This window comes from Pseudomonas sp. PVC-5-1 (genome assembly GCF_057444345.1).
In genome coordinates this window covers 67946-91925 of sequence record NZ_CM172024.1, presented here as the reverse complement: position 1 = coordinate 91925, position 23980 = coordinate 67946, and the positions used below count along the sequence as shown (strand labels likewise).

General features: G+C 62.9%; 20 protein-coding genes and 1 pseudogene. 11 read left to right on the top strand and 10 right to left on the bottom strand.

The genetic code is table 11. The features are described 5' to 3' along the window. Window positions 1-143: 143 nt before the first annotated feature. Window positions 144-1490: a sigma-54-dependent response regulator transcription factor AlgB gene (gene algB, locus AC2T3R_RS00440; RefSeq protein ID WP_015268485.1), complete on the top strand. Its 1347-nt coding sequence runs from the start codon at window positions 144-146 to the stop codon at window positions 1488-1490. Next, on the top strand, window positions 1487-3268 hold the full coding sequence (locus tag AC2T3R_RS00435; protein WP_410953082.1) for a KinB sensor domain-containing domain: 1782 nt from the start codon (window positions 1487-1489) through the stop codon (window positions 3266-3268). The genes algB and AC2T3R_RS00435 overlap by 4 nt, the downstream gene beginning before the upstream one ends. A gap of 40 nt (window positions 3269-3308) precedes the next feature. Here AC2T3R_RS00435 and AC2T3R_RS00430 read toward each other — a convergent pair whose 3' ends face one another. The 7 genes and pseudogenes from AC2T3R_RS00430 to AC2T3R_RS00400 form a co-directional block, all read right to left on the bottom strand. After that, window positions 3309-4913: an EAL domain-containing protein gene (locus AC2T3R_RS00430; protein ID WP_015268483.1), complete on the bottom strand. Its 1605-nt coding sequence runs from the start codon at window positions 4911-4913 to the stop codon at window positions 3309-3311. A 122-nt stretch (window positions 4914-5035) separates the two neighbouring features. Continuing rightward, complete coding sequence (locus tag AC2T3R_RS00425) at window positions 5036-5824, bottom strand: N-acetylmuramoyl-L-alanine amidase (RefSeq protein ID WP_410953083.1); 789 nt, start codon at window positions 5822-5824, stop codon at window positions 5036-5038. A gap of 80 nt (window positions 5825-5904) precedes the next feature. After that, entirely contained in the window at window positions 5905-7848 is a 1944-nt protein-coding gene (locus tag AC2T3R_RS00420; protein ID WP_486744479.1) for a GGDEF domain-containing protein, read from the bottom strand. A 27-nt stretch (window positions 7849-7875) separates the two neighbouring features. Then, window positions 7876-8708, bottom strand: a pseudogene (locus AC2T3R_RS00415) (endonuclease/exonuclease/phosphatase family protein). A 34-nt stretch (window positions 8709-8742) separates the two neighbouring features. Then, window positions 8743-9375, bottom strand: coding sequence for a thiol:disulfide interchange protein DsbA (dsbA, locus tag AC2T3R_RS00410; protein ID WP_003256950.1), 633 nt, complete (start codon window positions 9373-9375; stop codon window positions 8743-8745). Window positions 9376-9526: 151 nt separating this feature from the next. After that, entirely contained in the window at window positions 9527-10144 is a 618-nt protein-coding gene (locus tag AC2T3R_RS00405) for a c-type cytochrome (protein WP_410953085.1), read from the bottom strand. Between the two features lie 31 nt (window positions 10145-10175). Next, a complete protein-coding gene (locus AC2T3R_RS00400) occupies window positions 10176-10478 on the bottom strand; it encodes a c-type cytochrome (RefSeq protein ID WP_015268479.1) in 303 nt (100 codons plus the stop codon). Window positions 10479-10679: 201 nt separating this feature from the next. Here AC2T3R_RS00400 and yihA point away from each other — a divergent pair, with 201 nt between their 5' ends. After that, entirely contained in the window at window positions 10680-11312 is a 633-nt protein-coding gene (gene yihA, locus AC2T3R_RS00395; RefSeq protein WP_015268478.1) for a ribosome biogenesis GTP-binding protein YihA/YsxC, read from the top strand. A gap of 429 nt (window positions 11313-11741) precedes the next feature. Here the strand turns inward: yihA and polA are convergent, their stop codons facing one another. Beyond that, the gene (gene polA / locus AC2T3R_RS00390; protein WP_410953086.1) at window positions 11742-14489 is read right to left on the bottom strand and encodes a DNA polymerase I; all 2748 of its coding nucleotides are present in this window, start codon (window positions 14487-14489) and stop codon (window positions 11742-11744) included. Between the two features lie 75 nt (window positions 14490-14564). Between polA and AC2T3R_RS00385 the strand changes: the two genes are divergently transcribed. Both AC2T3R_RS00385 and AC2T3R_RS00380 read left to right on the top strand, forming a co-directional pair. Then, window positions 14565-14852: a DUF2782 domain-containing protein gene (locus AC2T3R_RS00385; protein ID WP_015268476.1), complete on the top strand. Its 288-nt coding sequence runs from the start codon at window positions 14565-14567 to the stop codon at window positions 14850-14852. Window positions 14853-14921: 69 nt separating this feature from the next. Next, on the top strand, window positions 14922-15872 hold the full coding sequence (locus AC2T3R_RS00380) for a homoserine kinase (RefSeq protein ID WP_024087954.1): 951 nt from the start codon (window positions 14922-14924) through the stop codon (window positions 15870-15872). A 112-nt stretch (window positions 15873-15984) separates the two neighbouring features. Here the strand turns inward: AC2T3R_RS00380 and AC2T3R_RS00375 are convergent, their stop codons facing one another. After that, a complete protein-coding gene (locus AC2T3R_RS00375) occupies window positions 15985-16941 on the bottom strand; it encodes a zinc ABC transporter substrate-binding protein (RefSeq protein WP_410953087.1) in 957 nt (318 codons plus the stop codon). Between the two features lie 18 nt (window positions 16942-16959). Here AC2T3R_RS00375 and zur point away from each other — a divergent pair, with 18 nt between their 5' ends. The 4 genes from zur to AC2T3R_RS00355 all read left to right on the top strand — a co-directional run bounded on the left by zur (window position 16960) and on the right by AC2T3R_RS00355 (window position 19828). Further along, entirely contained in the window at window positions 16960-17445 is a 486-nt protein-coding gene (zur, locus tag AC2T3R_RS00370; protein ID WP_013970312.1) for a zinc uptake transcriptional repressor Zur, read from the top strand. After that, window positions 17442-18218, top strand: coding sequence for a zinc ABC transporter ATP-binding protein ZnuC (znuC, locus tag AC2T3R_RS00365; protein WP_025337219.1), 777 nt, complete (start codon window positions 17442-17444; stop codon window positions 18216-18218). Before zur ends, znuC begins: the two co-directional genes overlap by 4 nt. Beyond that, complete coding sequence (znuB, locus tag AC2T3R_RS00360) at window positions 18211-18993, top strand: zinc ABC transporter permease subunit ZnuB (RefSeq protein ID WP_003256958.1); 783 nt, start codon at window positions 18211-18213, stop codon at window positions 18991-18993. Before znuC ends, znuB begins: the two co-directional genes overlap by 8 nt. Window positions 18994-19120: 127 nt before the next feature. Next, window positions 19121-19828, top strand: coding sequence for a PA5502 family lipoprotein (locus tag AC2T3R_RS00355; protein ID WP_247846763.1), 708 nt, complete (start codon window positions 19121-19123; stop codon window positions 19826-19828). Between the two features lie 109 nt (window positions 19829-19937). Here AC2T3R_RS00355 and katE read toward each other — a convergent pair whose 3' ends face one another. Continuing rightward, a complete protein-coding gene (gene katE / locus AC2T3R_RS00350) occupies window positions 19938-22073 on the bottom strand; it encodes a catalase HPII (RefSeq protein WP_486744478.1) in 2136 nt (711 codons plus the stop codon). A 227-nt stretch (window positions 22074-22300) separates the two neighbouring features. On the opposite strand from katE, the gene AC2T3R_RS00345 reads away from it, so the two are divergent. Continuing rightward, complete coding sequence (locus tag AC2T3R_RS00345; RefSeq protein ID WP_061305075.1) at window positions 22301-23308, top strand: methionine ABC transporter ATP-binding protein; 1008 nt, start codon at window positions 22301-22303, stop codon at window positions 23306-23308. Further along, a complete protein-coding gene (locus AC2T3R_RS00340; protein WP_013970307.1) occupies window positions 23308-23979 on the top strand; it encodes a methionine ABC transporter permease in 672 nt (223 codons plus the stop codon). Before AC2T3R_RS00345 ends, AC2T3R_RS00340 begins: the two co-directional genes overlap by 1 nt. The last annotated feature ends 1 nt before the right edge of the window (window position 23980 follow it).

Below are 23980 nucleotides of genomic sequence, written 5' to 3'. Positions count from 1 at the left end.
GAAAATCATCTGGATAGCGCGGCCTCCACGCGCTGATTGGCCAGTGGCTAGCATGCAAAGGACAGGTTCCTTCACAATGGACCATGCAACTTGCCCGATTTTTCCCACACTAAATGAAGATCTTTCCTAAAGGAGCGCAGCACATGGAGTCAGCCCAGGACAACCAAGGCCGCATTCTGCTGGTGGATGACGAGTCCGCGATCCTGCGCACCTTCCGCTACTGCCTGGAGGACGAGGGCTACAATGTGGCAACGGCCAACAGCGCCGCCCAGGCCGAAGCCTTGCTGCAGCGCCAAGTATTCGACCTGTGCTTCCTCGATTTGCGCCTGGGCGAGGACAACGGCCTCGATGTGCTGGCGCAGATGCGTATCCAGGCCCCCTGGATGCGGGTGGTGATCGTCACCGCGCACTCAGCGATCGATACGGCGGTAGACGCGATCCAGGCCGGCGCCGCCGATTACCTGGTAAAGCCGTGCAGCCCCGACCAGCTGCGCCTGGCTACCGCCAAACAGTTGGAAGTGCGCCAGCTTTCCGCGCGACTGGAGGCCCTGGAAGGTGAAGTGCGCAAACCCAAGGACGGCCTCGACTCGCACAGCCCGGCCATGATGGCGGTACTGGAAACCGCCCGCCAGGTCGCTACCACCGACGCCAACATCCTCATCCTTGGCGAGTCGGGCACAGGTAAAGGTGAACTGGCCCGGGCCATCCACGGCTGGAGCAAGCGCGCGCGCAAATCCTGCGTGACCATCAACTGCCCGTCACTGAACGCCGAGCTGATGGAAAGCGAGTTGTTCGGCCACACCCGCGGCGCCTTCACCGGCGCCAGCGAAAGCACCCTGGGGCGAGTCAACCAGGCAGATGGGGGCACGCTATTCCTCGACGAGATCGGCGATTTCCCGCTGACCTTGCAGCCCAAACTGCTGCGTTTCATCCAGGACAAGGAATACGAGCGCGTCGGCGACCCGGTCACCCGTCGCGCCGATGTGCGTATCCTCGCCGCCACCAACCTCAACCTCGAAGAGATGGTGCGTGAGAGCCGTTTCCGCGAAGACCTGTTGTATCGCCTGAACGTCATCACTTTGCACCTGCCGCCGCTGCGCGAGCGCAGTGAAGACATCCTGACCTTGGCCGACCGCTTTCTCGCCCGCTTCGTCAAGGAATACTCTCGGCCTGCGCGCGGCTTCAGTGACGAAGCCCGCACAGCCCTGCTCAACTACCGCTGGCCCGGCAACATTCGCGAACTGCGTAACGTGGTGGAGCGGGCCAGTATCATCTGCCCGCAGGAACGCGTGGAAATCAGCCACCTGGGCATGGGCGAGCAGCCTGCTGGTAACGCCCCTCGCATAGGCGCCGCGCTGAGCCTTGATGAGCTTGAGCGCGCCCACATTGGCGCGGTGCTGGCCGCCAGTGACACCCTTGACCAGGCCGCCAAGACCCTGGGGATCGATGCATCCACCCTGTACCGCAAGCGCAAGCAGTACAACCTATGAAATGGCCGCCCATGAAGCTGCGCACGCGGCTTTTCCTCAGCATTTCGGCGCTGGTCACCGTGGCCCTGCTCGGGTTGCTGCTGGGCCTGGTCAGCGTGCTGCAGATGGCCACGGTGCAGCAGCGACTGGTGCGCGATACCACCCACACCTTGGAAATAGGGCTGAAGTTGCGCCAGAACCTTGGCGAACAGTTGACCCTGATCCTCGATGACGAGACCGCCCCGGAAAACCTGCGGCTGCTGCAAGACAACTTCCAGACCCTGCTCAACCAAGGGCTGGACCAAGGTGGCGAGCGCACCGGCTTCAGCAAGGCCAGCAGCAACTACCAGGCCTTCCTCCAGGCCTACCGCGACAGCCCGGCGCCCTCCCGCAGCATGGGCGTTGACCAACCACTCGGGGCCGCGTTCAACCAGGTCCGCACCGATCTGATCGATTCCCACAAGCAGGCCTTGGAGCACATCACCCGCAGCGAGGAACACACCCGCGCCCACGCCCTCCTGGTCAGCGGCGTACTCGGCCTGATGGGTTTGGTGGTACTGGTACTGGGCTTCATCACCGCGCACAACATCGCCCGGCGCTTCGGCCAGCCGATCGAAGCATTGGCTAAAGCGGCCGACCAACTCGGCAAGGGCGATTTCGACGTCACCCTGCCGGTCACACAGGCCACCGAACTGAACCAGCTCACCCGCCGCTTCGGCCTGATGGCCGATGCCTTGCGCAAGCACCAGGCCACCAACGTCGATGAACTGCTGGCTGGCCAGCAACGCTTGCAGGCCGTGCTGGACAGCATCGACGATGGCCTGCTGATCATTGATCGCCAGGGCCGCCTGGAACACCTCAACCCGGTGGCGCAGCGCCAGCTGGGCTGGACCGACAGCCGCGCCGGCAGCAGCCTGGCCGAAGCCCTGCAGCGCCCGGAACTGGAACAGCAGCTACGGCAGGTACTGCGCGGCGGCAACCTCGACCGCCAGCCAGACGACCTGAACATGGAGGTCGATGACGAAACGCGCCTGCTCGCCTACAGCCTGACCCCGGTCAGCCACCCGCAAGGGCCGATACTTGGCGCAGTGATGGTGCTGCATGATGTAACCGAGCAGCGCGCCTTCGAACGCGTGCGCAGCGAGTTCGTGCTGCGCGCTTCTCACGAGTTGCGCACCCCGGTGACTGGCATGCACATGGCCTTCGGCCTGTTGCGCGAGCGGCTCAAGTTCCCGCCAGAGGCGCGCGAGCATGACCTGCTGGAGACCATCGGCGAGGAAATGCAGCGCCTGACCCAGTTGATCAACGACCTGCTCAACTTCAGCCGCTACCAGAGCGGGATGCAGAAGCTCGAGCTGGCTCCCTGCGCCATAGACGAACTGCTGGAACGTGCACAACATCGCTTTGCCGAGCCAGCGGCGAACAAGCAGATCGAGTTGATCACGGAGCTGGAGCCGCCGCTACCGCGTATCCAGGCCGATGTCACCCAACTCGACCGGGTGCTGGACAACCTGTTGCACAATGCCATCCGCCATACCGCCAGCGGCGGTCGTATCCGCCTGCATGCACGACGGCATGCGGAGCGGGTCATCATCAGTGTCGAGGACAACGGCGAAGGCATTGCCTATGGGCAACAGGGGCGCATCTTCGAGCCCTTCGTGCAGGTAGGGCGCAAGAAAGGCGGCGCGGGGCTGGGGTTGGCGCTGTGCAAAGAGATCGTGCAACTGCATGGCGGGCGCATGGGCGTGTTTTCCCGACCGGGGCAGGGGACCCAGTTCTACATGGCACTACCGGTCTGAATGTACCCTGCCCCCAGCCCCATCTTCGGTGCCGGATCAGTCAATGCTCAACCCGCCGCGGCAGCCGACCTCGAGTCACCAGTTCGGCAAACTGCCGGGCATTCAGTGGCCGGGCAAAAAGCCAGCCCTGGCCATAATTGACCCCTTCGCTGTTCAGCAGCACCGCTTGGTCTTCACACTCGATTCCTTCGGCAATCACCCGCAGGTGCAGGTCGTGAGCCATGCGAATGATATGCGGGGCAACACCGCTACTGGCGGCGTCGTGCCCCAAGGCATCGATAAACGCCTTGTCGATCTTCAGGCAGTCCACTGGCAGGGTTTGCAGGTACGCCAGGCTGCAATAGCCAGTCCCAAAATCGTCGATCAGCACTTGATGCCCCACTGCGCGCAGCGCCTGGAGGTTGTCGCGGGCCACAACCACATCGATCAGGCCGCGCTCGGTCACCTCGAAGGCGATCTGGCTGGCCGACACACGGTGCAAGGCCAGCAAGCGTGCCGCCACCCGCCCGATGCGCGGCACCATCACATCACAGGCCGCCAGATTCACCGAAATGTACAAGTTGGGATGCGAGCGCAGCAGTTGCCCTAGCTGTTCCAGCACACGCTGCAGGACAAAGTCCGTGATCTGGCGAATCTGCCCGGTGTTTTCCGCCAAAGGGATGAACAGGTCCGGGCTGGTCAGGGTACCGTCCGGGCGGCGCCAGCGCACCAGAGCCTCGGCCCCGACACAGCGTCGGCTGTCGAGCTCGAAGATCGGCTGGTAGAGCACCTGCAGTTCGCCGCGACGCAAGGCATTCTGCAATTCCGAGCTCATCGACCGCCGCTGCAGGATCAGTTGCAGTACCAGCCAGCCGATGCAACAGGCCGCCAGTACACTGCCGGGGAACAGAAGCCAGAGCATGCCGTTCATCCTCAACGGCAGGCTCGCCCGCGGGGCGATCAGCACCAACTGGTAGTCCGGTGACTTGGTCGGCATTCGGTAGATCAGTCGATCGCTGAGTTCAAGCAGCGACTTGTGGCTGGTTGACCAGGCCGAAGGAGGCGGCCATACCTGCGGTGGCCCCAGCACGGGGATGGCCCGGGCACCGTTGTCCAACACCACCACAAGGCTGCCGCCCGGGGGCAGGTCGACCACATCGGTCAGGTGCCCACGAGAGGTGGATACCACGAACTTGCCCCTCCCAAGCATCAGCGCGGCCAGGTTCTCGTTCGGCTCGGTCGTGGTGTTCAGCCAGTAGCTGTAGGTCGGCCCTTGGATGTCGGGGGCGCGCAAGGGTTCGAACGCCCGCTCGTCACCGCGGTTTGAGCAGGCCACATCTCCATCCACGTACGCCGCTTCATAAATGAAGCGGGAACTCAGACCTACCTGCTGCAATGCCGTCAGCATCGCCGGGCTGCAGCCGCGCAAGGGTTGCGCCTGCAGCAGGTCGACCCCTTCGCGCAACTGGCCGAACACCTGCTCGAGGCGCTCCAGAAAGCGTTCGCCCTGGGCGTTCATCTGTGCACTCTCGCTTTGCTTCATCTGTTGCAGGGCAATGCCGATGCTTGCAGAAAGCAACAGTGCCGCGCTGGCCAGTGCTGCCAACGTGGCCAGCATCCAGGGACGGTAAAAAATTTGGCGCAGCAAGGCGATGAGGGCTGACATCGAGGGCATCCAGTTGATTACTAGGTTATAGCAACTGAATCAGGAATCACCTTTGCCGTTTGGCGCTTCGCTACAAGCGCCGAAGGCCGCTTCTAAACAAGAGCCCGTCTCACCTTGGCAGATCAACGCATCCGGTTGAGCACCTGCAGCATCGCCGCCGTCTGCGCATCCGGCATGCCATCGAAGCGCTGCGGGCGGAAACGCATCTGGAACGCGGCGATCACATGGCGGGTGGCAACATCCAGTACCCCAGTCTGCTCGATCGCATAGCCAAACCGCGCCAGCTCCTGCTGGTACCAGCCAACGCTCGGCGGGTTGACGCTGAAATAGGCTTGCTGCCGTGCCACGGCAGTTGCATCCGGCCAGACCCCCAGCCCGGCGTCGGCCAGGCGTTTCCACGGAAATAGCGGCCCCGGGTCAAGCTTGCGCAGCGGCGCGATATCGCTGTGGCCAATGATGTGCCGTGGCTCGATGTTGTTACGCTTGACGATGTCCTTGAGCAGCGCGATCAGCGACTGGACCTGCGCTTCGCTGTAAGGGTGCCAGACCCGCCCATTCGGCGTGTCGGTGAAGCCCGGGTTGACGATTTCGATACCGATGGACGAGGAGTTCAGCCAGGTCCGCCCCTGCCACTGGCTATCACCGGCATGCCAGGCGCGGCGGCTTTCATCCACCAGCTGGTACACCGTTGCCGGGCCGTCACCAATCAGGTAATGGCTGCTGACTTCGCCATGGGTCAGCAACGCCAGGGAACGCTCCAGCGAAGCATTGGTGTAGTGCAGGACAACGAACTGGATGCGGTTGTCCTGGTTGACCGAAGGGTGGCTACGGTCGATGCGCAGGCCCGTCGAGCAACCGGCGACAGACAACAGCAGGAAGGAAATCAGGGTTTTTTTAAGCGTGGAAAGCACGTCAGTGGCCTCAGCGTATGAGCGCTACAGTATAACGTGCTCCCCAAGGGCCGTGCTTGCCGCGAGTCAGCAGCTACCGGCTATGCCAGCTCGACACGGTTGCGTCCCGATTCCTTGGCCCGGTAAAGCGCCGCATCGGCGCGCTTGAGCACCTGATCGCCGCGCTCGCCGGGACGGAATGCACCCAGGCCGATGGACGTGGTGATCACCACCCGTTCGCCCTTGAAGTGGAACGGGCACGCCTCGACCGTGGCCCTCAGCATCTCGGCTATCTGGGCAGCGGCAGCCGGCGAGGTCTGCGGCAGCAGCAGGACAAACTCCTCGCCGCCAAACCGGGCGATGAAGTCATGGCTGCGCAGGCGCTTGCGCAACTGGTCGGCGACGATCTTCAAGACCTTGTCCCCAGCCAGGTGCCCATAGCTATCGTTAATACGCTTGAAATGGTCCAGGTCGAGGATCGCCATCGCCAGATGGCCGCCGTGTGCCTGCCATTCGAGCATTTCGCGCTCAACCCGCTCGCTCCAGGCCGCACGGTTGGGCAGGCCGGTTAGGGGATCGAGCAAGGCCTTCTGGCGCTGCTCTTCCAAGTGCTCACGGTAGCCGAGCGCCTCTTGCTCCATGTTCGCCACCCGCTCCGACAGCCCTTGCAGGCGTCCAGCCAGCTCCTGTTCGCGGCGATCACGCTCATGCTTGTGCTCATCCATGGTCACCAATAGGCCTTCCAGGCGGTTTTCCAGAATGTGCTTGAGGCTGTCGACGTCGGCGGCACCTTGCACACTGCTCTGCAACCCATCGACGTGCTCACGCAGCTGGGTATCCAGCTCGCGAGCGGCCGAGCTGTTGTCGGCATGGCCGGCGCTAGCCTCGTGCAGGTGGCTCTGGAAACCTTCCAGGCGTTCGTTGAGCTGCTGCAGGTAGGTTTCGAATTCGTGCTGGCCGCTGTCGGTGATCGCCAGCATGAGTACAGCCAGGTCATCCAGCACCGGTATCAGCTCATACCAGTTCAAGCCGCGGGCAACGCGTTCACGCATCTCTAGCGCCTGGGCCTTGTGTCGCTCCGGCAGGTTGAGGTCATCGAGCAAGCCGATCAGAGTGTGCTCGATATGCTCGGCAACCTGGCTGTAGGGCGGCTCCACCGCGTAGGGCAGGGCGTAGGGGCCATCTTCGCCAAAGGTTTCTTCGAGTGTTTGCGCCGGTCCTGCTTCAACCGGCGGCTCGCTGGCGATAGCTACCGGTGCCGATACATCGTCCGGGAACGGCTGCGGCAGCGGGGCTGGTGACAGTTCGGCCGTTTCGATAAGCGCCGGGCCTGGTGCCTCCAGCTCGGGCTCCGATATTACGAGTGCTTCGACAACAGAAGCTGAGGAGGCTGGCAGCGGCTGTAGCGCGTCCATGTCGCCGGGCTGCGGGGCATCGGCACCGGCAGGTGCCGCCAAGGGCTGCGCCTCGGCAACCGGCAGCGCCAGTGGCACAAGCGCTGGCTCGCCTTGCACGCCATCCTCGCGGCTGCCGAACAAGCGCTGCAAGAAGCCGGGGCGGGCCTCCTCCGCCGATTTGCCCAAGGCTGACAGCGCGCGGCCCTGCAAGCCGCTCAACTCGCCCAGCAACGGTGGCAGGTCGCGTGACTGGGCCACTCCGCCATTGAGTTTCTTCGCCAGCTTTTTCAACGGACGCGACACATCGTTCGGCAATGGCAGACCTTGCAGCTGGTCGACCAGCGCTGTCAGCGCATCGCTGACCTGGTTCATGCGGGCTTCCCGACGCTGTTCGGAGTCCAACACCGCCTTCTCAAGACGAGGAATCAACCCGGCAAGGCCGGCGTCCATGTTGTCGCTGCGGATGACCTCGCGCATTTCCTTCATGCACTGGTCCACCACCTTGTCGCTGCCTTCGGCAGCCAGGGTGCTGCGTACCAAGCCACGACGCAGCAGGTCGAGACGGGCGTCCCAACGGCGTTCGAGCTTTTCCTGCTGCTCGATGCTTTTCAGGTATTTTTCTTTCCAGCGCTCAGCGTCTTCAGTCATGCCCGGGTCCGCAAACGGTGATGGCAATTAGCTCAGGACCGGCAGCGTATCCACAGTCAATGCATCAGGCAATCGAATCTCGACAGCAACGGGAAGGTGGTCGGAAATTGGCTGCGCCAGCACCTCGACACGCTCCAGCGTGAGGCTTGGGCTGAGCAGGATATGGTCCAGGCAACGCTGTGGACGCCAGCTGGGGAAAGTGGCCTCGACTTGCGGGGCAATCAGGCCCAGGTCGCGCAACGGCGAGTGCTCCAGCAGGTCGGTGGCATGGGTATTCATGTCGCCCATCAGCACCTGATGGCGGTAGCCGCCAATCAGCTCGCGGATGTAACCCAGTTGCAGGGCGCGGGTCTTGGCGCCGAGGGCCAGGTGCATCATCACCACGATCAGCGCATCTTCGCCCTCACCAAAGCGCACCAGAATCGCACCCCGCCCAGCCGGGCCGGGCAATGGGTGATCCTCGAGCAGTTGTGGCTTCAAGCGGCTGAGCACGCCATTGCTGTGCTGGGCAAAACGCCCAAGGTTGCGGTTGAGTTGCTGGTACCAGTAGGGGAAGGCACCCAGGTGGGCAAGGTGCTCGACCTGGTTGACGTAGCCCGAGCGCAGGCTGCCGCCATCGGCCTCCTGCAAGGCTACCAGGTCGAAGTCGCCCAGCAGTTGGCCAATCTTCTGCAGGTTGCCGGCACGCCCGTTGTGCGGCAGCAGGTGCTGCCAGCTGCGGGTCACGTAATGCCGGTAGCGCTCGGTGCTGATGCCCACCTGGATGTTGAAACTGAGCAGCCGCAGGCGACCATCCTCAGGGAGGCCAGGGGCCTGCAGGTGATGCTCGTTGACCTGCGGCTGGTGCAGGCCAATGCCACGCGCGGTTCTGAAGCGGCGCATGGGTTACGCCGCCTACTTAGCGGCGCGCTCCTTGGCGATCAGCTGGTCGGCAACGTTCAGTACGCCTTCCGGCCCGCCGGCGGTACCCAGGTCGAAGCGGTACTTGCCGTTGACCACCATGCTCGGTACGCCGGTGATCTCGTACTTCTTCGCCAGTTCCTTGGCCTGGTTGACCTGGCCCTTGATGGCGAACGAATTGAAGGTGGCGAGGAACTTGTCCTTGTCCACGCCCTGGGTGGCAAGGAAGTCGGCCATGTCCTGCGGGTCGGTCAGACGCTTGCGCTGGTTCTGGATGGCATCGAACACTGCGGCGTGCACCTTCTGCTCGACGCCCATGGCTTCGAGGGTCAGGAACATCTGGCCGTGGGCGTCCCATGCGCCACCGAACATGGCTGGTACGCGCTTGAAGTTGACGTCCTTGGGCAGTTTATCGACCCACGGGTTGATGGTCGGCTCGAAGTGGTAGCAGTGGGGGCAGCCGTACCAGAACAGCTCGACCACTTCGATCTTGCCAGGTACGGAAACCGGAACAGGGTTGCTCAGCTCGAGGTATTCCTTGCCAGCGACAGGCTCGGCGGCCTGGACGGCAGTCATACCGAATACGCTGGCAGCGACCAGCGCGGCGCTGAGAATCAGTTTACGCATGCTTTACTCCTGGGCAGTCATTGGTCGCCACGACGCGACCTGCACTGAGACAGGCCGGGAAGGGGCCGAGTTCTGTAGTGTAACGGCTGCGGACGGAAAAAAGGGCGGTCCGGCCGCCCTTTCATCATTGGCCTACAACATTAACTGAAAGTTAATGCAGCCCCTGGATGTAGCTGGCCAGCGCCTCGATGTCGTGATTGCTCAACTTGCCGGCGATGGTGCGCATGGTCATGGCATCGCCATCATTGGTGCGGTGGCCTTCGCGGAAGTCGGTGAGCTGCTTGGTCACGTACTGCGCGTGCTGCCCGCCCAGGTGCGGGAAACCGGCCAAGGCGATACCCGCGCCGTTCGGCGAGTGGCAGCCGGTGCAGGCAGGCATGCCCTTTTCCAGGTCTCCACCGTTGAACAGCGCCCGGCCACGCTCGACGAGCTTGGGATCGGCAGCACCCACGCTACCTTTCTGGCTGGAGAAGTAGGCGGCTATATCAGCCAGATCCTGGTCGCTGAACGCAGCCAGCATGCCGGTCATCTCCAGCACGGTACGCTTGCCTGACTTGATATCGTGCAATTGTTTTTCAAGGTAGCGCTGGCCTTGGCCGGCCAGTTTCGGGAAGTTCGGTGCCAGGCTGTTGCCGTCGGGGTTGTGGCAGGCGCCACAGACGGCCGTCTTGGCCTGGCCGGCGGCGGCATCGCCTTTGACGGGTTGCGCAGCAGTGGCCGCACCTGCGACACCCAGGGTCAACAGCAGACTCACGACTAGTTTGTTCATCAGCTAATCCAACACGGCTAAGGGTGAAATGTTATGTATCGGGACTGCCACTCATCCAAAGGATGACCAAACGGTAGTCCTCGGCACTGCAGTCCATGCACAATCCACGCGGCGGCATAGCCTTGAAACCCTGGGTCACGTGCTTCACCAGTACATCCATGCCTTGCGCCAGCCTTGGCTCCCATGCTGCCCGGTCACCCTGCCTGGGTGCCTGTGGCAACTGCCCGGTGTGACAGGCCGCGCACGTGCGGTTGTACAACACCTCGGGATCCTGTGTAGCCTGTGCGCTGAAAAACGGCAGGAACATACCGACAGCAAGCAGCCATTTCGCCATGCGGAACGACCTTCAGGGTTGGGGGCCGCGCTGCGTTCTGTTGCGCGAGCTATTGTTCGACACCCCATGCCCGTTCTCCTTCGCCGGGAGAATGAGCACACAAAAACTGGGGCATTATATACTTCCGCCATCCAAACGGAAACGACACCGCTTGCCAGGCTCGGGCCTATTGAGTCAGGCAACACCCACATCGGATATCCCATGCAAGTCAAGAACCCCATCCTCGGCCTCTGCCAGAAAGCCAAATTCGCCCTCAGCGCTGCCAAGGTCGAACAATGCCCGGACGACCAGGGTTACGAGGTGGCTTTCGCCGGCCGCTCCAACGCCGGCAAATCCAGCGCCCTCAACACCCTGACCCATGCCAGCCTGGCACGCACCTCGAAAACCCCCGGGCGCACCCAGCTATTGAATTTCTTCAGTCTGGACGATGAACGGCGTTTGGTCGACCTGCCAGGCTACGGTTATGCAAAAGTCCCGATTCCGCTCAAGCAGCACTGGCAGAAACACCTGGAAGCCTACCTGGGCAGCCGGGAGTGCCTGCGTGGCGTGATTCTGATGATGGACGTGCGCCACCCGATGACCGACTTCGACAAGATGATGCTCGACTGGGCCAAGGCCAGCAGCATGCCGATGCACATCCTGCTGACCAAGGCCGACAAGCTGACCCACGGCGCGGGCAAGAACACCCTGCTCAAGGTGCAGTCGGAAATCCGCAAGGGTTGGGGCGATGGCGTGACCATCCAGCTGTTCTCGGCGCCCAAGCGCCTGGGCGTGGAAGAGGCGTACCGGGTGCTGGCGGACTGGATGGAGCTGGAAGACAAGCCAGTAGCCTGAGGCCTGCACCGTTCCCTCTGGGGGAAATTACTGTGGGAGCGGGCGTGCCCGCGAAGAATCCAGCACGGAGCATGGCCTGGGCTTCGCCCAGGTTCGCGGGCACGCCCGCTCCTACAGCGCTCTTCACCGGACTCAAGGCAAATTCCGGGCAAAAAAAACCCCGGACTTCGTATGGGGAGGGGGAAGTTCGGGGTCCAAGTCCGGACCGCTAGGGCGGGGTCCAGATATCTGCCAACACTTAACACAACATAGGAGCATCGAAAGGCTTCACCAGCCATTCAGTTACTCTGAGTTCCGCTTCACCGGTTTAGTTCCAGAGCCCTGAAAACTATTTGCGATAGTTTCATGAAACCTCAGCACCGCTGGCACTGAGCAGTGCCAGGATCCGCATCCCTACGACACGGATCCTACACAGCTTTCCCCACCCGATCAGTGAGCTTCGTCCCAATTCGCACCAATTCCTGCCTCGACCAGCAGCGGCACGTCCAGTTGCGCGGCCTTGCTCATGTGCTGGCGAATTTCATCTTTCACCAGCTCCACCAGGTCCTCGCGCACTTCCAGCACCAGTTCGTCGTGCACCTGCAGGATCACCCGGGCATCCAGCCCGCTCTCGCTCAGCCAGTTATCCACATTGACCATGGCCCGCTTGATGATGTCGGCCGCAGTGCCCTGCATCGGGGCGTTGATTGCCGTGCGCTCGGCGCCTCTGCGCAGGGCCGGGTTCTTGGCATTGATATCCGGCAGGTACAGGCGGCGGCCGAACAGGGTTTCTACAAAGCCTTGCTCCGCCGCCTGGGCGCGGGTGCGCTCCATGTAAGCCAACACGCCCGGGTAGCGGGCGAAGTAGCGGTCGATGTAATCCTGCGACTGCTTGCGGTCTACGCCGATCTGCTTGGCCAGGCCAAAGGCGCTCATGCCGTAGATCAGGCCGAAGTTGATGGCCTTGGCACTGCGGCGCTGATCGGTGGTGACGTCTTCCAGGGCTACGCCGAATACTTCCGCCGCCGTGGCGCGGTGCACGTCCAGGTTGTTGCGGAAGGCATGCAGCAAGCCTTCGTCCTTGGCCAGGTGGGCCATGATGCGCAACTCGATCTGCGAGTAGTCCGCCGCCAGCAGCTTGTAACCCGGGCTGGCAACGAAAGCCTGGCGGATGCGCCGGCCTTCGGCAGTACGGATCGGGATGTTCTGCAGGTTCGGGTCGCTGGATGACAGTCGACCGGTGGCCGCCACCGCCTGCTGGTATGAGGTGTGGATACGCCCGGTGCGCGGGTTGATCTGCCCCGGCAGCTTGTCGGTGTAGGTGCTCTTGAGCTTGCTCAGGCTGCGGTACTGCATCAGTACCTCCGGCAGCGGGTAGCCTTGCTCGGCCAGTTCGTCGAGCACCGCTTCTGCCGTGGATGGCTGGCCCTTGGTGGTCTTGCTCAGCACCGGCATGCCCAGCTTGTCGTAGAGGATCGCGCCCAGTTGCTTGGGCGAGCCGAGGTTGAACTCCTCACCGGCCAGCTCATAGGCGCGCTGCTCGAGCTCGGCCATCTTTAGCCCCAGCTCACCGCTCTGCACCTGCAGCAACGCGGCATCGACCAGCGCCCCCTGGCGCTCGATCTTGGCCAGCACCGGCACCAGCGGCATCTCGATGTCCATCAACACCGGCTGCACGCTTGGCGTCTGTGCCAGGCGCGCCTGCAGCGCCTGGTGCAGGCGCAGGGTGATGTCGGCATCTTCGGCAGCGTAGGGGCCGGCCTTGTCCAGGTGGATCTGGTTGAAGGTCAGCTGCTTGGCGCCTTTGCCGGCGATATCCTCGAAGGCAATGGTGGTATGGTCGAGGTACTTCTGCGCCAGGCTGTCCATGTCGTGACGGGTGGCGGTGGAGTTCAGCACGTACGACTCGAGCATGGTGTCGTAGGCAACGCCGCGCATTTCGATAGCGGGCGAGCCATTGGCAAGGATGTTGATATCGTACTTGGCGTTCTGCCCGACCTTGGCCTTGGCCGGGTCTTCCAGCAGTGGCTTCAGCGCCTGCAGCACGGCAGTGCGGTCCAACTGGGCCGGCGCGCCTTCATAGTCGTGGGCCAGCGGCACATAGGCCGCTTCGTGCGGTTCAACGGCGAACGACAGGCCGACCAGCTGGGCCTGCTGAGCGTCCAGGCCGGTGGTCTCGGTGTCGAAAGCGAACAATGGCGCCTGGCGCAGCTTCTCCAGCCAGAAGTCGAAACGGGCCTGGTCGAGAATGGTTTCGTACCTGGGCTCGACCTTGGCCACCTGCTCCGCGACCGGCGCGATTTCGTCACCGGCCTTGGCAGCGTCACGCTGCACCTCGGCGATCCAGCTCTTGAATTCCATCTCGGTGTACAGCGCCAGCAACGCGTCGCGATCAGGTTCGCCGCACACCAGGGCATCTACTTCGATATCCAGCGGCACATCGACCTTGATGGTAGCCAGCTCATAGGACAGGAACGCCGCGTCGCGGTGCTCTTCCAGCTTGGCCGGCAGGGTCTTGGCGCCGCGAATGGCCAGCGTCGGGACCTTGTCCAGGTTAGCGTACAGGTCGCTGAGACCGCCGCCGATACCGGTCAGCAGGCCCACCGCGGTTTTTTCGCCCACGCCCGGCACTCCGGGGATGTTGTCGACCTTGTCGCCCATCAGCGCCAGGAAGTCGATGATATGTTCCGGGCCGACGCCAAATTTCTCGTGCACGCCAGCCACGTCCAGCACGCTTCCGGTCATGGTGTTGACCAAGGTAATGTGCCCGTCCACCAGCTGCGCCATGTCCTTGTCACCGGTCGAGATGATCACCGGGCGGTCCAACGCGGCGCTGCTGCGCGCCAGGGTGCCGATCACGTCGTCGGCCTCGACCCCCTCGACGCACAGCAGCGGGTAGCCCAGCGCCTTGACGCTGGCGTGCAACGGCTCGATCTGTACCCGCAGGTCGTCAGGCATGCTCGGGCGGTTTGCCTTGTATTCAGCGAACATGGCATCGCGGAAGGTGCCACCCTTGGCGTCGAACACCACCGCGAACAGGCTGTCGGGGTATTGCTTGCGCAGGCTCTTGAGCATGTTCAGCACCCCCTTCACCGCGCCGGTCGGCATGCCCTTGGAGGTAGTCAACGGCGGCAGCGCGTGGAAGGCGCGGTACAGGTAGGAGGAACCGTCCACCAGGACGAGGGGCGCTTGGCTCATGAGCAGAATCAACCTTTTCGACGGGTCCGGCGCTAGAATAGCCAGAATCATTGACGACAAAGGGACAAGGTTATCATGCGTACACTCAATCGCCTGTTACTGCTCGGTCTGTTGGCCACCATGCCTGTCGTCACCCTGGCGGCGGAAGACGCCCCCTCGGCCGATCCCGAGGTGACCATTCGCACGGAAGGCGACAAAACCATCCAGGAGTACCGGCAGAACGGGTTCCTGTATGCGATCAAGATCACGCCGAAAAACGGCAAGCCTTATTTCCTGGTACGCGCCGATGGCTCTGATGGCAATTTCATTCGTTCCGACCAGCCGGACATGCTGATTCCGTCCTGGAAGATCTTCGAGTGGTAATCTGACGCGCACCGTTCACATCAACCCGGCACTTCCCGGCGGAAGTGCCCGTATGGGCAAATTTTCATCATGTCAGTCTTCACCCCCGTGACCCGGCCTGAGCTGGAAACCTTTCTGGCGCCGTACGCGCTGGGTCGTCTGCTCGATTTCCAGGGCATCGCCGCCGGCACCGAGAACAGCAATTTCTTCGTCAGCCTCGAACAGGGGGAGTTCGTCCTGACGCTGATCGAGCGCGGGCCCAGCGAGGACATGCCGTTCTTCATCGAGCTGCTGGACACTTTGCATGCAGCCGACATGCCGGTGCCCTATGCCATACGCGACCGCGACGGCAATGGCCTGCGCGAGCTGTGCGGCAAGCCGGCGCTGCTGCAGCCACGGCTGTCGGGCAAGCACATCAAGGCACCGAACGCCCAGCACTGCGCCCAGGTCGGCGAGCTGCTGGCCCACATTCACCTGGCTACCCGCGAGCACATCATCGAGCGCCGCACCGACCGCGGCCTGGACTGGATGCTGGCTTCGGGTGCCGAGTTACTGCCGCGCCTTACCGCCGAGCAAGCCGCGCTGTTGCAACCGGCGCTGGATGAAATCAGTGCGCACAAGGCACAGATCCTGGCCCTGCCACGGGCAAACCTGCATGCCGACCTGTTCCGCGACAACGTGATGTTCGAAGGCACCCACCTGACCGGTGTGATCGACTTCTACAACGCTTGTTCCGGGCCGATGCTGTATGACATTGCCATCACCGTGAACGACTGGTGCCTGGATGAACACGGCGCGATCGATGTGCCACGCGCCCAGGCGTTGCTGGCGGCCTATGCGGCGCTGAGGCCGTTCACCGCGGCCGAAGCCGAACTGTGGCCGGAGATGTTGCGGGTAGGCTGCGTGCGCTTCTGGCTGTCGCGCCTGATTGCAGCGGAATCGTTTGCCGGGATGGATGTGATGATCCACGACCCGAGCGAGTTCGAAGTGCGTTTGGCGCAGCGTCAGCAGGTGGCCTTGCACCTGCCGTTTGCCCTCTAGTCCAGCTTCTGCTTCTTCGCGGGCATGCCCGCTCCCACAGGGATAACACAAACCTCAAGGTTGTCGTTGTACCTGTGGGAGCGGGCGTGCCCGCGAAGAGGCCGGTACAGGCTTACAACTGTTCCAGGCACCCAACCAGGTCGCCACCCAGCCTCTCCAGCAAACGCTCATAGCCCTTGCCATCCACCGGGTCGGTACCGCCCAGGGCATCCAGCTCGGCCAGGCGCACCGGCAGCCCGGCGGTCAAGGTCTCGGCTAGCCGCGGCCGCAGCGGCGGTTCGCTGAACACACAGGTCTTGCCCACTTCCTGCAGGCGCTTGCGCATGGCTGCCACGTGCTGCGCACCCGGCTGCACCTCGGACGCTACGCTGAACACCCCGGTGTGCTTCAGGCCATACTCGGCCTCGAAATAGTCGAATGCTTCGTGAAACACGAAGTACGGCTTGCCGGCAATCCCGGCCACCCGCGCCTTGATCCGCTTATCCAATGCGTCCAGGCGTTCGTCGAAGGCCTTGAGGTTGCTCTGGTAGCGCACCGTATTGGCCGGATCGATCTGCGCCAGGTCAGCCGCCATTTTCGCTGCAATCACACGCGCGTTGACCGACGATAGCCACAGGTGCGCGTCCAGGCTGCCCGGGCGGTGGTCGTGGTCATGGTCGTCGTGGTCTTCTTCCTCATGGGAATGGCTGTCCTCGCCAAAATGCCGAAGCTTCATGCCCGGTAGCCCCTGCACGGCCACAGTGGGCTTGCTGCGATTGCCCAGTACCCGCGGCAGAAAGCCTTCCATGTCCGGGCCGATCCAGTAAAGCAGGTCGGCATCGCCTACCCGCCGTACGTCGGACGGGCGCAGCGCGTAGTGGTGTGGCGAAGCCCCCGGAGGCAGCAATACCTCAGGGGTGCCAACACCGTCCTGCACGGCAGCGGCAATCTGCTGCAGGGGTTTGATACTGGTCAGCACGCGCACGTCGGCCTGGGCGGAAAATGCGATGAAAGCGACAAAAAGGACTAGGAATCGGGACACGGTGAATACTCGAGTCGTCAGAAACAGGTAACATAATAACGTCTCCATCCAGAACCGTCGCTGCCCATGTCCATCACGCCGCTGGCCAACCGTCCTCACGATCATTCCCATTGCGTACACAGCGCATTGGCTGAAGCCGACGCCTTGTGCACCCGCCAGGGCCTGCGCCTGACCGCGCTGCGCCGTCGAGTGCTGGAACTGGTGTGGCAAAGCCACAAGCCGCTGGGCGCCTACGATATCCTCGCCGTGCTCAGTGAGCAGGACGGCCGCCGTGCCGCGCCCCCCACGGTGTACCGTGCGCTGGACTTCCTGCTGGAAAACGGCCTGGTGCACCGCATCGCCTCGCTCAACGCCTTTATCGGCTGCAGCCACCCGGAACACCTGCACCAGGGCCAGTTCCTGATCTGCCGGGCCTGCCATGTGGCAATCGAACTGGAACAGGACAGCATCAGCGAAGCCATCATCAGCAGCGCCAAGGGCGTGGGCTTCGCGGTCGAGACCCAGACGGTGGAAGTGGTCGGCCTTTGCAGCAATTGCCGGAGCGCGGCATGAGCGATGCACTGATCCGCCTGGAGCAGGTCGGTGTCACCTTCGGTGGCGAGGCGGTGCTCGACAGCATCGACCTGTCGGTCGCACCTGGCCAGATCGTCACCCTGATCGGCCCGAACGGCGCGGGCAAGACCACCCTCGTGCGCGCCGTGCTCGGCCTGCTCAAGCCGCACCGCGGCAAGGTTTGGCGCAAGCCGAAACTGCGCATTGGCTACATGCCGCAAAAGATCCAGGTCGATGCCACGCTCCCGCTGTCAGTGTTGCGCTTCTTGCGCCTGGTGCCCGGTGTAGACCGCGCGGCAGCCTTGTCGGCGTTGCAGGAAGTAGGCGCCGAGCAGGTCATCGACAGCCCGATCCAGACCATTTCCGGCGGCGAGATGCAGCGCGTGCTGCTGGCCCGCGCCCTGCTGCGCGAACCCCAGCTGCTGGTGCTCGACGAGCCAGTGCAGGGCGTAGACGTGGTTGGCCAGACCGAGCTGTACAACCTCATTACCCGCCTTCGCGACCGTCACGGCTGCGGCGTGCTGATGGTTTCCCACGACCTGCACCTGGTGATGAGCGCCACAGACCAGGTGGTGTGCCTGAACCGCCACGTGTGCTGTTCGGGCCACCCCGAGCAGGTCAGCGGCGACCCAGCATTCGTCGAGCTGTTCGGCCAGACCGCCGCACCCAGCCTGGCCATCTACCACCACCATCACGACCACAGCCACGACCTGCACGGCTCGGTGGTCGCCCCTGGCACCCATGTTCACGGAGCGCACTGCAAGCATGGCTGATTTTCTTCTCTACGCCCTGCTTGCCGGTTTGTCCCTGGCGCTGGTGGCCGGCCCACTGGGCTCCTTCGTGGTGTGGCGGCGCATGGCCTATTTTGGCGACACCCTGTCCCACGCCGCCCTGCTCGGCGTGGCCCTGGGTTTTGCTCTGGACGTCAGCCCGGCGCTGGCGGTAACCGTGGGCTGCCTGTTGCTGGCGATCTTGCTGGTTACCTTGCAGCAACGCCAACCGCTGGCCTCCGATACACTGCTTGGCATCCTCGCCCCCAGCACCTTGTCGCTGGGCCTGGTGGTGCTGAGCTTCATGCATGATGTCCGCATCGACCTGATGGCCTATCTGTTCGGCGATCTGTTGGCCATCAGCACCACCGATCTTGCCTGGATCCTCGGTGGCAGCGCGCTGGTCCTGCTGCTGCTCGCTGCACTGTGGCGGCCGTTGCTTGCAGTCACCGTGCACGAGGAGCTGGCCATGGTCGAGGGCCTGCCGGTGGCCGGGCTGCGCATGGCGCTGATGCTGCTGATCGCGGTGGTGATTGCCGTTGCCATGAAGATCGTCGGGGTGCTGCTGATCACCTCGCTGCTGATCATTCCTGCCGCTGCGGCGCAACGTCACGCCCGTTCTCCCGAACAGATGGCCTTGGGCGCCAGCCTGCTGGGCGTGACCGCGGTATGCGGCGGCCTGGCTCTGTCCTGGTTCAAGGACACCCCTGCCGGCCCATCGATCGTGGTCTGCGCGGCGGTGCTATTCTTGCTGAGCCTGGCCCTGCCAAAACGCTGAAAAACAGGGCGTGTGAAGGCGCGCCCTGCAACCTTTCCGCACGTAAAGGGTCTGTAAGACTTGTTTTCGAGCGTGCGCACCTGGGTGTAGACTTGCTCGCTTTTTGCGCAAATAGAGAGTCGCAGGAATGAAGCCGTTCGCCTCCCGTTATCTGCTTGTTGCCGCGTTTTCCCTGTTCCTGGCTGCGTGTTCAAACGCGCCGGTCGAGCAGGCCACCGCACCTGCCCAAGCAGATGCCTGGCAGCAATTGCAACAGAACATCGCCAGCAACGAGCTGGCCACCGCCGAAGACCAGCTGGCAGCCCTGCAGGCCCAGGCGCCGGATGACGCGCGCCTGGAGCAATACCAGCGCCAGCTTGCCGAAGCCTACCTGCAACGCAGCCAGATCTTCCTGCAAAAGGGTGATGTGAACGCTGCCGCCACAGCCTTGGCCCGTGCCCGCGCGCTGATGCCGCAGGCCCCGGCGGTTACCGGTGGCGACGCCGTGACCCAGGCGCGCAAGGCCGAGCTGGAGAAAGCTGAAGCGGCGTTGAAAGCGGCCGAGGCCAAGCCCAAGGCGCGCATCATCGACCCGGCTGCACCGAGCACCGTGGTGGCCTTGAAGACCACCGACAGCCGCGCCATGCGTCGCCAGCTGGATGACATTGCCGCCGATGTGGTGAGCTATCAATGCGAGGTGGTGTTCCAGGTGCCGCGTACCGAAGATGCGCCTTGGCTGAAGACCTTGCTGGAGAAACGCGTGCGCAAGATCGACAGCGGGTTCGAGCTGAAGCAGAAGCACGAGATTCAGCGGTCATTGCCGGCGCAGGTGGTTCTGGTTCCGCATCAGCGTTAAGAATCTGGGGGCGCTGCGCGCCCCTTTCGCGACACAAGGCCGCTCCTACAAGGGAATGCGATCTCCTGTAGGAGCGGCCTTGTGTCGCGATGGGCTGCAAAGCAGCCCCTTAGGCAGGCACAGCCTCCGCAGCCGCCTCCCGCTCCCACACCCGATGCCCCTCTACCGCTTTGACGAAGGCATCCACGGTCTTCTGCTCGTCCCCCAGCAGCAACCCCTTGTCTTCTTTCAGCCCCAAGCTGCCCAAAAGCTCTTTGGTCACCACCATCGCCTTCAGGTGTTTGTAGCCCTCCAGCAGGAAGTGCTTGGCCAAACCACTGCCTGCCAGCGCATCGGTCGAGGCCTTGCCCGCTGGCACGACAATCCCGTCAAACATGATCGAGGGCATCCCTTCCATGGAGGCATCCACCGGCAGTTGCTTACCGTCCGCGGCAGTCACCGGTGCCGAGGTCGGCCCAAGCAGCATCGGCCGGGCACTGTGCGCCTCCAGAGCCTTGACCAGCTTGTCCACGCTGGCAGCGTCTACGCCATCTGCCACCAGCACGGCAATCTTGCGCCCCTTGATGCCAACCGAGCCCGGGTGGTTCATCTGGCTCAGGGCAGGCGACTGCGCAAGCTGGCTTCCCTTCACTTGCACAGTGCCTGCGCTCGGTGCAGGCAAACCGAGGTTGGCAGCAACCGCAGCCGCCAGCTTCAGGTCGATATTGGCGAGAATCTCATTCACTTCCCGAGCACGGATCGTCTCCCGCTCCACCTTGCCCAGCTCAAAGCTGTAAGCCTTGATGATGTGCTGCTGCTCGGTCGGGCTCATGCTCTGGAAGAACAACCGCGCCTGCGAGAAATGGTCGCTGAACGAATCGCTGCGCTGGCGGATCTTGTGCGCATCGATACGCTCCTGGTAGCTCTCGAAGCCGCCATCCTGCGCGGCTGGTGGCGTTTCCTTCGGCCAGCCACCGTCGATGGAGTTGGGCTCGTAGGATGCGCGACCCTTGTGCACCAGATGCTGATGCAAGGCGTCACGCTGGTTGTTGTGGTTAGGAGCGACGGGGCGGTTGATCGGTATCTGGTGGAAGTTGGGCCCGCCGAGGCGGCTAAGCTGCGTGTCGGTGTAGGAGAACAGCCGTCCCTGCAACAAAGGGTCGTTGGTAAAGTCGATGCCAGGCACGATATGAGCCGGGCAGAACGCCACCTGCTCCACTTCGGCAAAGAAGTTGTCCGGGTTGCGATTCAGGACCATCTTGCCCAAAGGTGTAACCGGCACCAGTTCTTCCGGGATTATCTTGGTCGGGTCCAGCAGGTCGAAATCGAATTTTTGCTCGTCGGCTTCCGGCACGATCTGCACACCCAGTTCCCATTCAGGGTAATCACCCGTCTCGATAGCCTCCCACAGGTCGCGACGCTGGAAATCAGCATCCTTGCCTGCCAGCTTCTGCGCTTCGTCCCATAGCAAGGAGTGCACACCCTGGCGCGGTTTCCAGTGGAATTTGACGAAACTGGCTACGCCCTGGGCGTTGATCAGGCGGAACGTATGCACCCCGAACCCTTCCATCATCCGCAAGCTGCGCGGGATAGCGCGGTCCGACATCGCCCACATGACCATATGGGCCGACTCCGGTACCAGCGAGACGAAATCCCAAAAGGTGTCATGGGCCGAAGCGCCGGTCGGGATCTCGTTGTGCGGCTCCGGCTTTACGGCGTGGACGAAATCCGGGAATTTGATCGCATCCTGGATGAAGAACACCGGCATGTTGTTGCCCACCAGGTCGAAGTTGCCCTCGTCGGTGTAGAACTTCACAGCAAAGCCCCTCACGTCACGCACGGTGTCGGCTGAGCCGCGCGGGCCTTGTACCGTGGAAAATCGCACGAAGACGGGCGTGACTTTCTCCGGGTCCTGCAGGAAGCCGGCTTTGGTCAGCTCGGCGTGGTTGCCATAGCTCTGGAAATAGCCATGCGCCCCTGTTCCTCGCGCATGCACGATGCGCTCAGGAATGCGCTCGTGGTCAAAGTGCGTGATCTTCTCGCGCATGATGAAATCTTCGAGCAACGAGGGGCCTCGATCACCCGCCTTGAGCGTGTTCTGATTGTCAGCGATGCGCACCCCCTGGTTGGTACGCAACGCACTGCCTGTGGCATCGCTTCGGTCAGCCTCCAGGCTCTGCAACTTGGCGTTGGTATTGGCCCGGTCCGGGGTCTGGGTGCCAGCGGCCTCGCTGTGCTTTGGCGCGTCCGTGTTCTTGCTGGGCATGATCGGCTCTCCTCGTCAGTCTTAAGGCATACCCGTTTCGGGCTGTGTGCAAGTAGTGACCGGGAGGCTTTGCCGAGCGTTCAATCAGGATTACCGGTTGTCGCGATATGCCCGAAGGATTGGTGCATTACGAAATAAATGCTAAGAACAGCTATGGGAAAAGGCTAAAATGCGCGACCCCAGCTAACCGCTGACCCAAATTCCATGCGCCCCACAAGGTTCGCTACGTGATCGAGTTCCAACAGGTACACAAGACCTACCGCGTCGCCGGTAGGGAAATCCCCGCACTGAATCCGACCAGCCTGACCATCGAAGATGGCCAGGTGTTCGGCCTGATCGGCCATTCCGGCGCCGGCAAGAGCACCATGCTGCGCCTGATCAACCGCCTGGAAGAGCCTTCCGGCGGCAAGATCATCGTCGACGGCGAAGACGTTACCGCATTCAACGCGAGCCAGCTGCGCGGTTTCCGTCAGCAGGTCGGGATGATTTTCCAGCACTTCAACCTGCTGGCCTCCAAGACTGTCGCCGACAACGTCGCCTTGCCACTGACCCTGGCCGGCGAGCTGTCGCGCAGCGAAATCGACAAGCGCGTGACCGAGCTTCTGGCCCGCGTCGGCCTTTCCGACCATGCCAAAAAGTACCCGGCGCAGTTGTCCGGTGGCCAGAAGCAGCGCGTCGGCATCGCCCGCGCCCTGTCCACCAACCCGAAGATCCTGCTGTGCGACGAGGCCACCAGCGCCCTCGACCCGCAAACCACCGCCTCGGTCCTGCAATTGCTGGCCGAAATCAACCGTGAGCTGAAGCTGACCATCGTGCTGATCACGCACGAAATGGACGTGATCCGCCGGGTCTGCGACCGCGTGGCAGTGATGGACGCCGGCCAGATCGTCGAGCAGGGCTCGGTGGCCGAGGTGTTCCTGCACCCGCAGCACCCCACCACCAAGCGCTTCGTCCAGGAAGACGAGCAGGTTGACGAAGGCGAGCAGCGTGACGACTTCGCCCACGTGCCGGGCCGTATCGTGCGCCTGACCTTCCAGGGCGACGCCACCTACGCGCCGCTGCTGGGCACCGTGGCCCGCGAAACCGGTGTGGACTACAGCATCCTCGCCGGGCGTATCGACCGCATCAAGGATGTCCCCTATGGCCAGCTCACCCTCGCCCTGATCGGCGGTGACATGGAAGCGGCGTTCGCCCGCTTCAAGGCAGCTGACGTACATATGGAGGTACTGCGTTGATGGACGCCCTGAATTTCTTTGCCAACGTCGACTGGGCCGAAATCTGGCTGGCCAGCGTCGACACCATGATCATGCTGTTCGGCTCGCTGTTCTTCACCGTGCTGCTCGGCCTGCCGCTGGGCGTGCTGCTGTTCCTCTGCGGGCCAAAGCAGATGTTCGAGCAGAAGGGTGTGTATGCGCTGCTGTCACTGATCGTCAACATCCTGCGCTCGCTGCCGTTCATCATCCTGCTGATCGTTATGATCCCGATCACAGTGCTGATCACAGGCACTTCCCTGGGCGTCGCCGGCGCCATTCCGCCGCTGGTGGTGGGTGCCACGCCGTTCTTCGCGCGCCTTGTGGAAACCGCCCTGCGTGAAGTGGACCGCGGCATCATCGAAGCCACTCAGTCGATGGGCGCCACTACCCGCCAGATCATCACCAGCGCACTGCTGCCGGAGGCTCGCCCGGGCATCTTCGCCGCCATTACCGTGACCGCCATCACCTTGGTTTCGTACACCGCCATGGCTGGTGTGGTCGGTGCCGGCGGCCTGGGCGACCTGGCCATCCGCTTCGGCTACCAGCGTTTCCAGACCGACGTGATGGTCGTCACAGTGGTGCTGTTGCTGGTACTGGTTCAAGTCCTGCAGAGCGTGGGCGACAAACTGGTCGTGCATTTTTCCCGTAAGTAAC

What these genes read in the sequence shown, in the direction of transcription:
- algB (WP_015268485.1), top strand. Translation starts at nt 144, where the DNA reads ATGGAGTCAGCCCAGGACAACCAAGGCCGCATTCTGCTGGTGGATGAC.
- AC2T3R_RS00435 (WP_410953082.1), top strand. Translation starts at nt 1,487, where the DNA reads ATGAAATGGCCGCCCATGAAGCTGCGCACGCGGCTTTTCCTCAGCATT.
- AC2T3R_RS00430 (WP_015268483.1), bottom strand. Translation starts at nt 4,913, where the DNA reads ATGTCAGCCCTCATCGCCTTGCTGCGCCAAATTTTTTACCGTCCCTGG.
- AC2T3R_RS00420 (WP_486744479.1), bottom strand. Translation starts at nt 7,848, where the DNA reads ATGACTGAAGACGCTGAGCGCTGGAAAGAAAAATACCTGAAAAGCATC.
- dsbA (WP_003256950.1), bottom strand. Translation starts at nt 9,375, where the DNA reads ATGCGTAAACTGATTCTCAGCGCCGCGCTGGTCGCTGCCAGCGTATTC.
- AC2T3R_RS00405 (WP_410953085.1), bottom strand. Translation starts at nt 10,144, where the DNA reads ATGAACAAACTAGTCGTGAGTCTGCTGTTGACCCTGGGTGTCGCAGGT.
- AC2T3R_RS00400 (WP_015268479.1), bottom strand. Translation starts at nt 10,478, where the DNA reads ATGGCGAAATGGCTGCTTGCTGTCGGTATGTTCCTGCCGTTTTTCAGC.
- yihA (WP_015268478.1), top strand. Translation starts at nt 10,680, where the DNA reads ATGCAAGTCAAGAACCCCATCCTCGGCCTCTGCCAGAAAGCCAAATTC.
- polA (WP_410953086.1), bottom strand. Translation starts at nt 14,489, where the DNA reads ATGAGCCAAGCGCCCCTCGTCCTGGTGGACGGTTCCTCCTACCTGTAC.
- AC2T3R_RS00385 (WP_015268476.1), top strand. Translation starts at nt 14,565, where the DNA reads ATGCGTACACTCAATCGCCTGTTACTGCTCGGTCTGTTGGCCACCATG.
- AC2T3R_RS00380 (WP_024087954.1), top strand. Translation starts at nt 14,922, where the DNA reads ATGTCAGTCTTCACCCCCGTGACCCGGCCTGAGCTGGAAACCTTTCTG.
- AC2T3R_RS00375 (WP_410953087.1), bottom strand. Translation starts at nt 16,941, where the DNA reads ATGGAGACGTTATTATGTTACCTGTTTCTGACGACTCGAGTATTCACC.
- zur (WP_013970312.1), top strand. Translation starts at nt 16,960, where the DNA reads ATGTCCATCACGCCGCTGGCCAACCGTCCTCACGATCATTCCCATTGC.
- znuC (WP_025337219.1), top strand. Translation starts at nt 17,442, where the DNA reads ATGAGCGATGCACTGATCCGCCTGGAGCAGGTCGGTGTCACCTTCGGT.
- znuB (WP_003256958.1), top strand. Translation starts at nt 18,211, where the DNA reads ATGGCTGATTTTCTTCTCTACGCCCTGCTTGCCGGTTTGTCCCTGGCG.
- AC2T3R_RS00355 (WP_247846763.1), top strand. Translation starts at nt 19,121, where the DNA reads ATGAAGCCGTTCGCCTCCCGTTATCTGCTTGTTGCCGCGTTTTCCCTG.
- katE (WP_486744478.1), bottom strand. Translation starts at nt 22,073, where the DNA reads ATGCCCAGCAAGAACACGGACGCGCCAAAGCACAGCGAGGCCGCTGGC.
- AC2T3R_RS00340 (WP_013970307.1), top strand. Translation starts at nt 23,308, where the DNA reads ATGGACGCCCTGAATTTCTTTGCCAACGTCGACTGGGCCGAAATCTGG.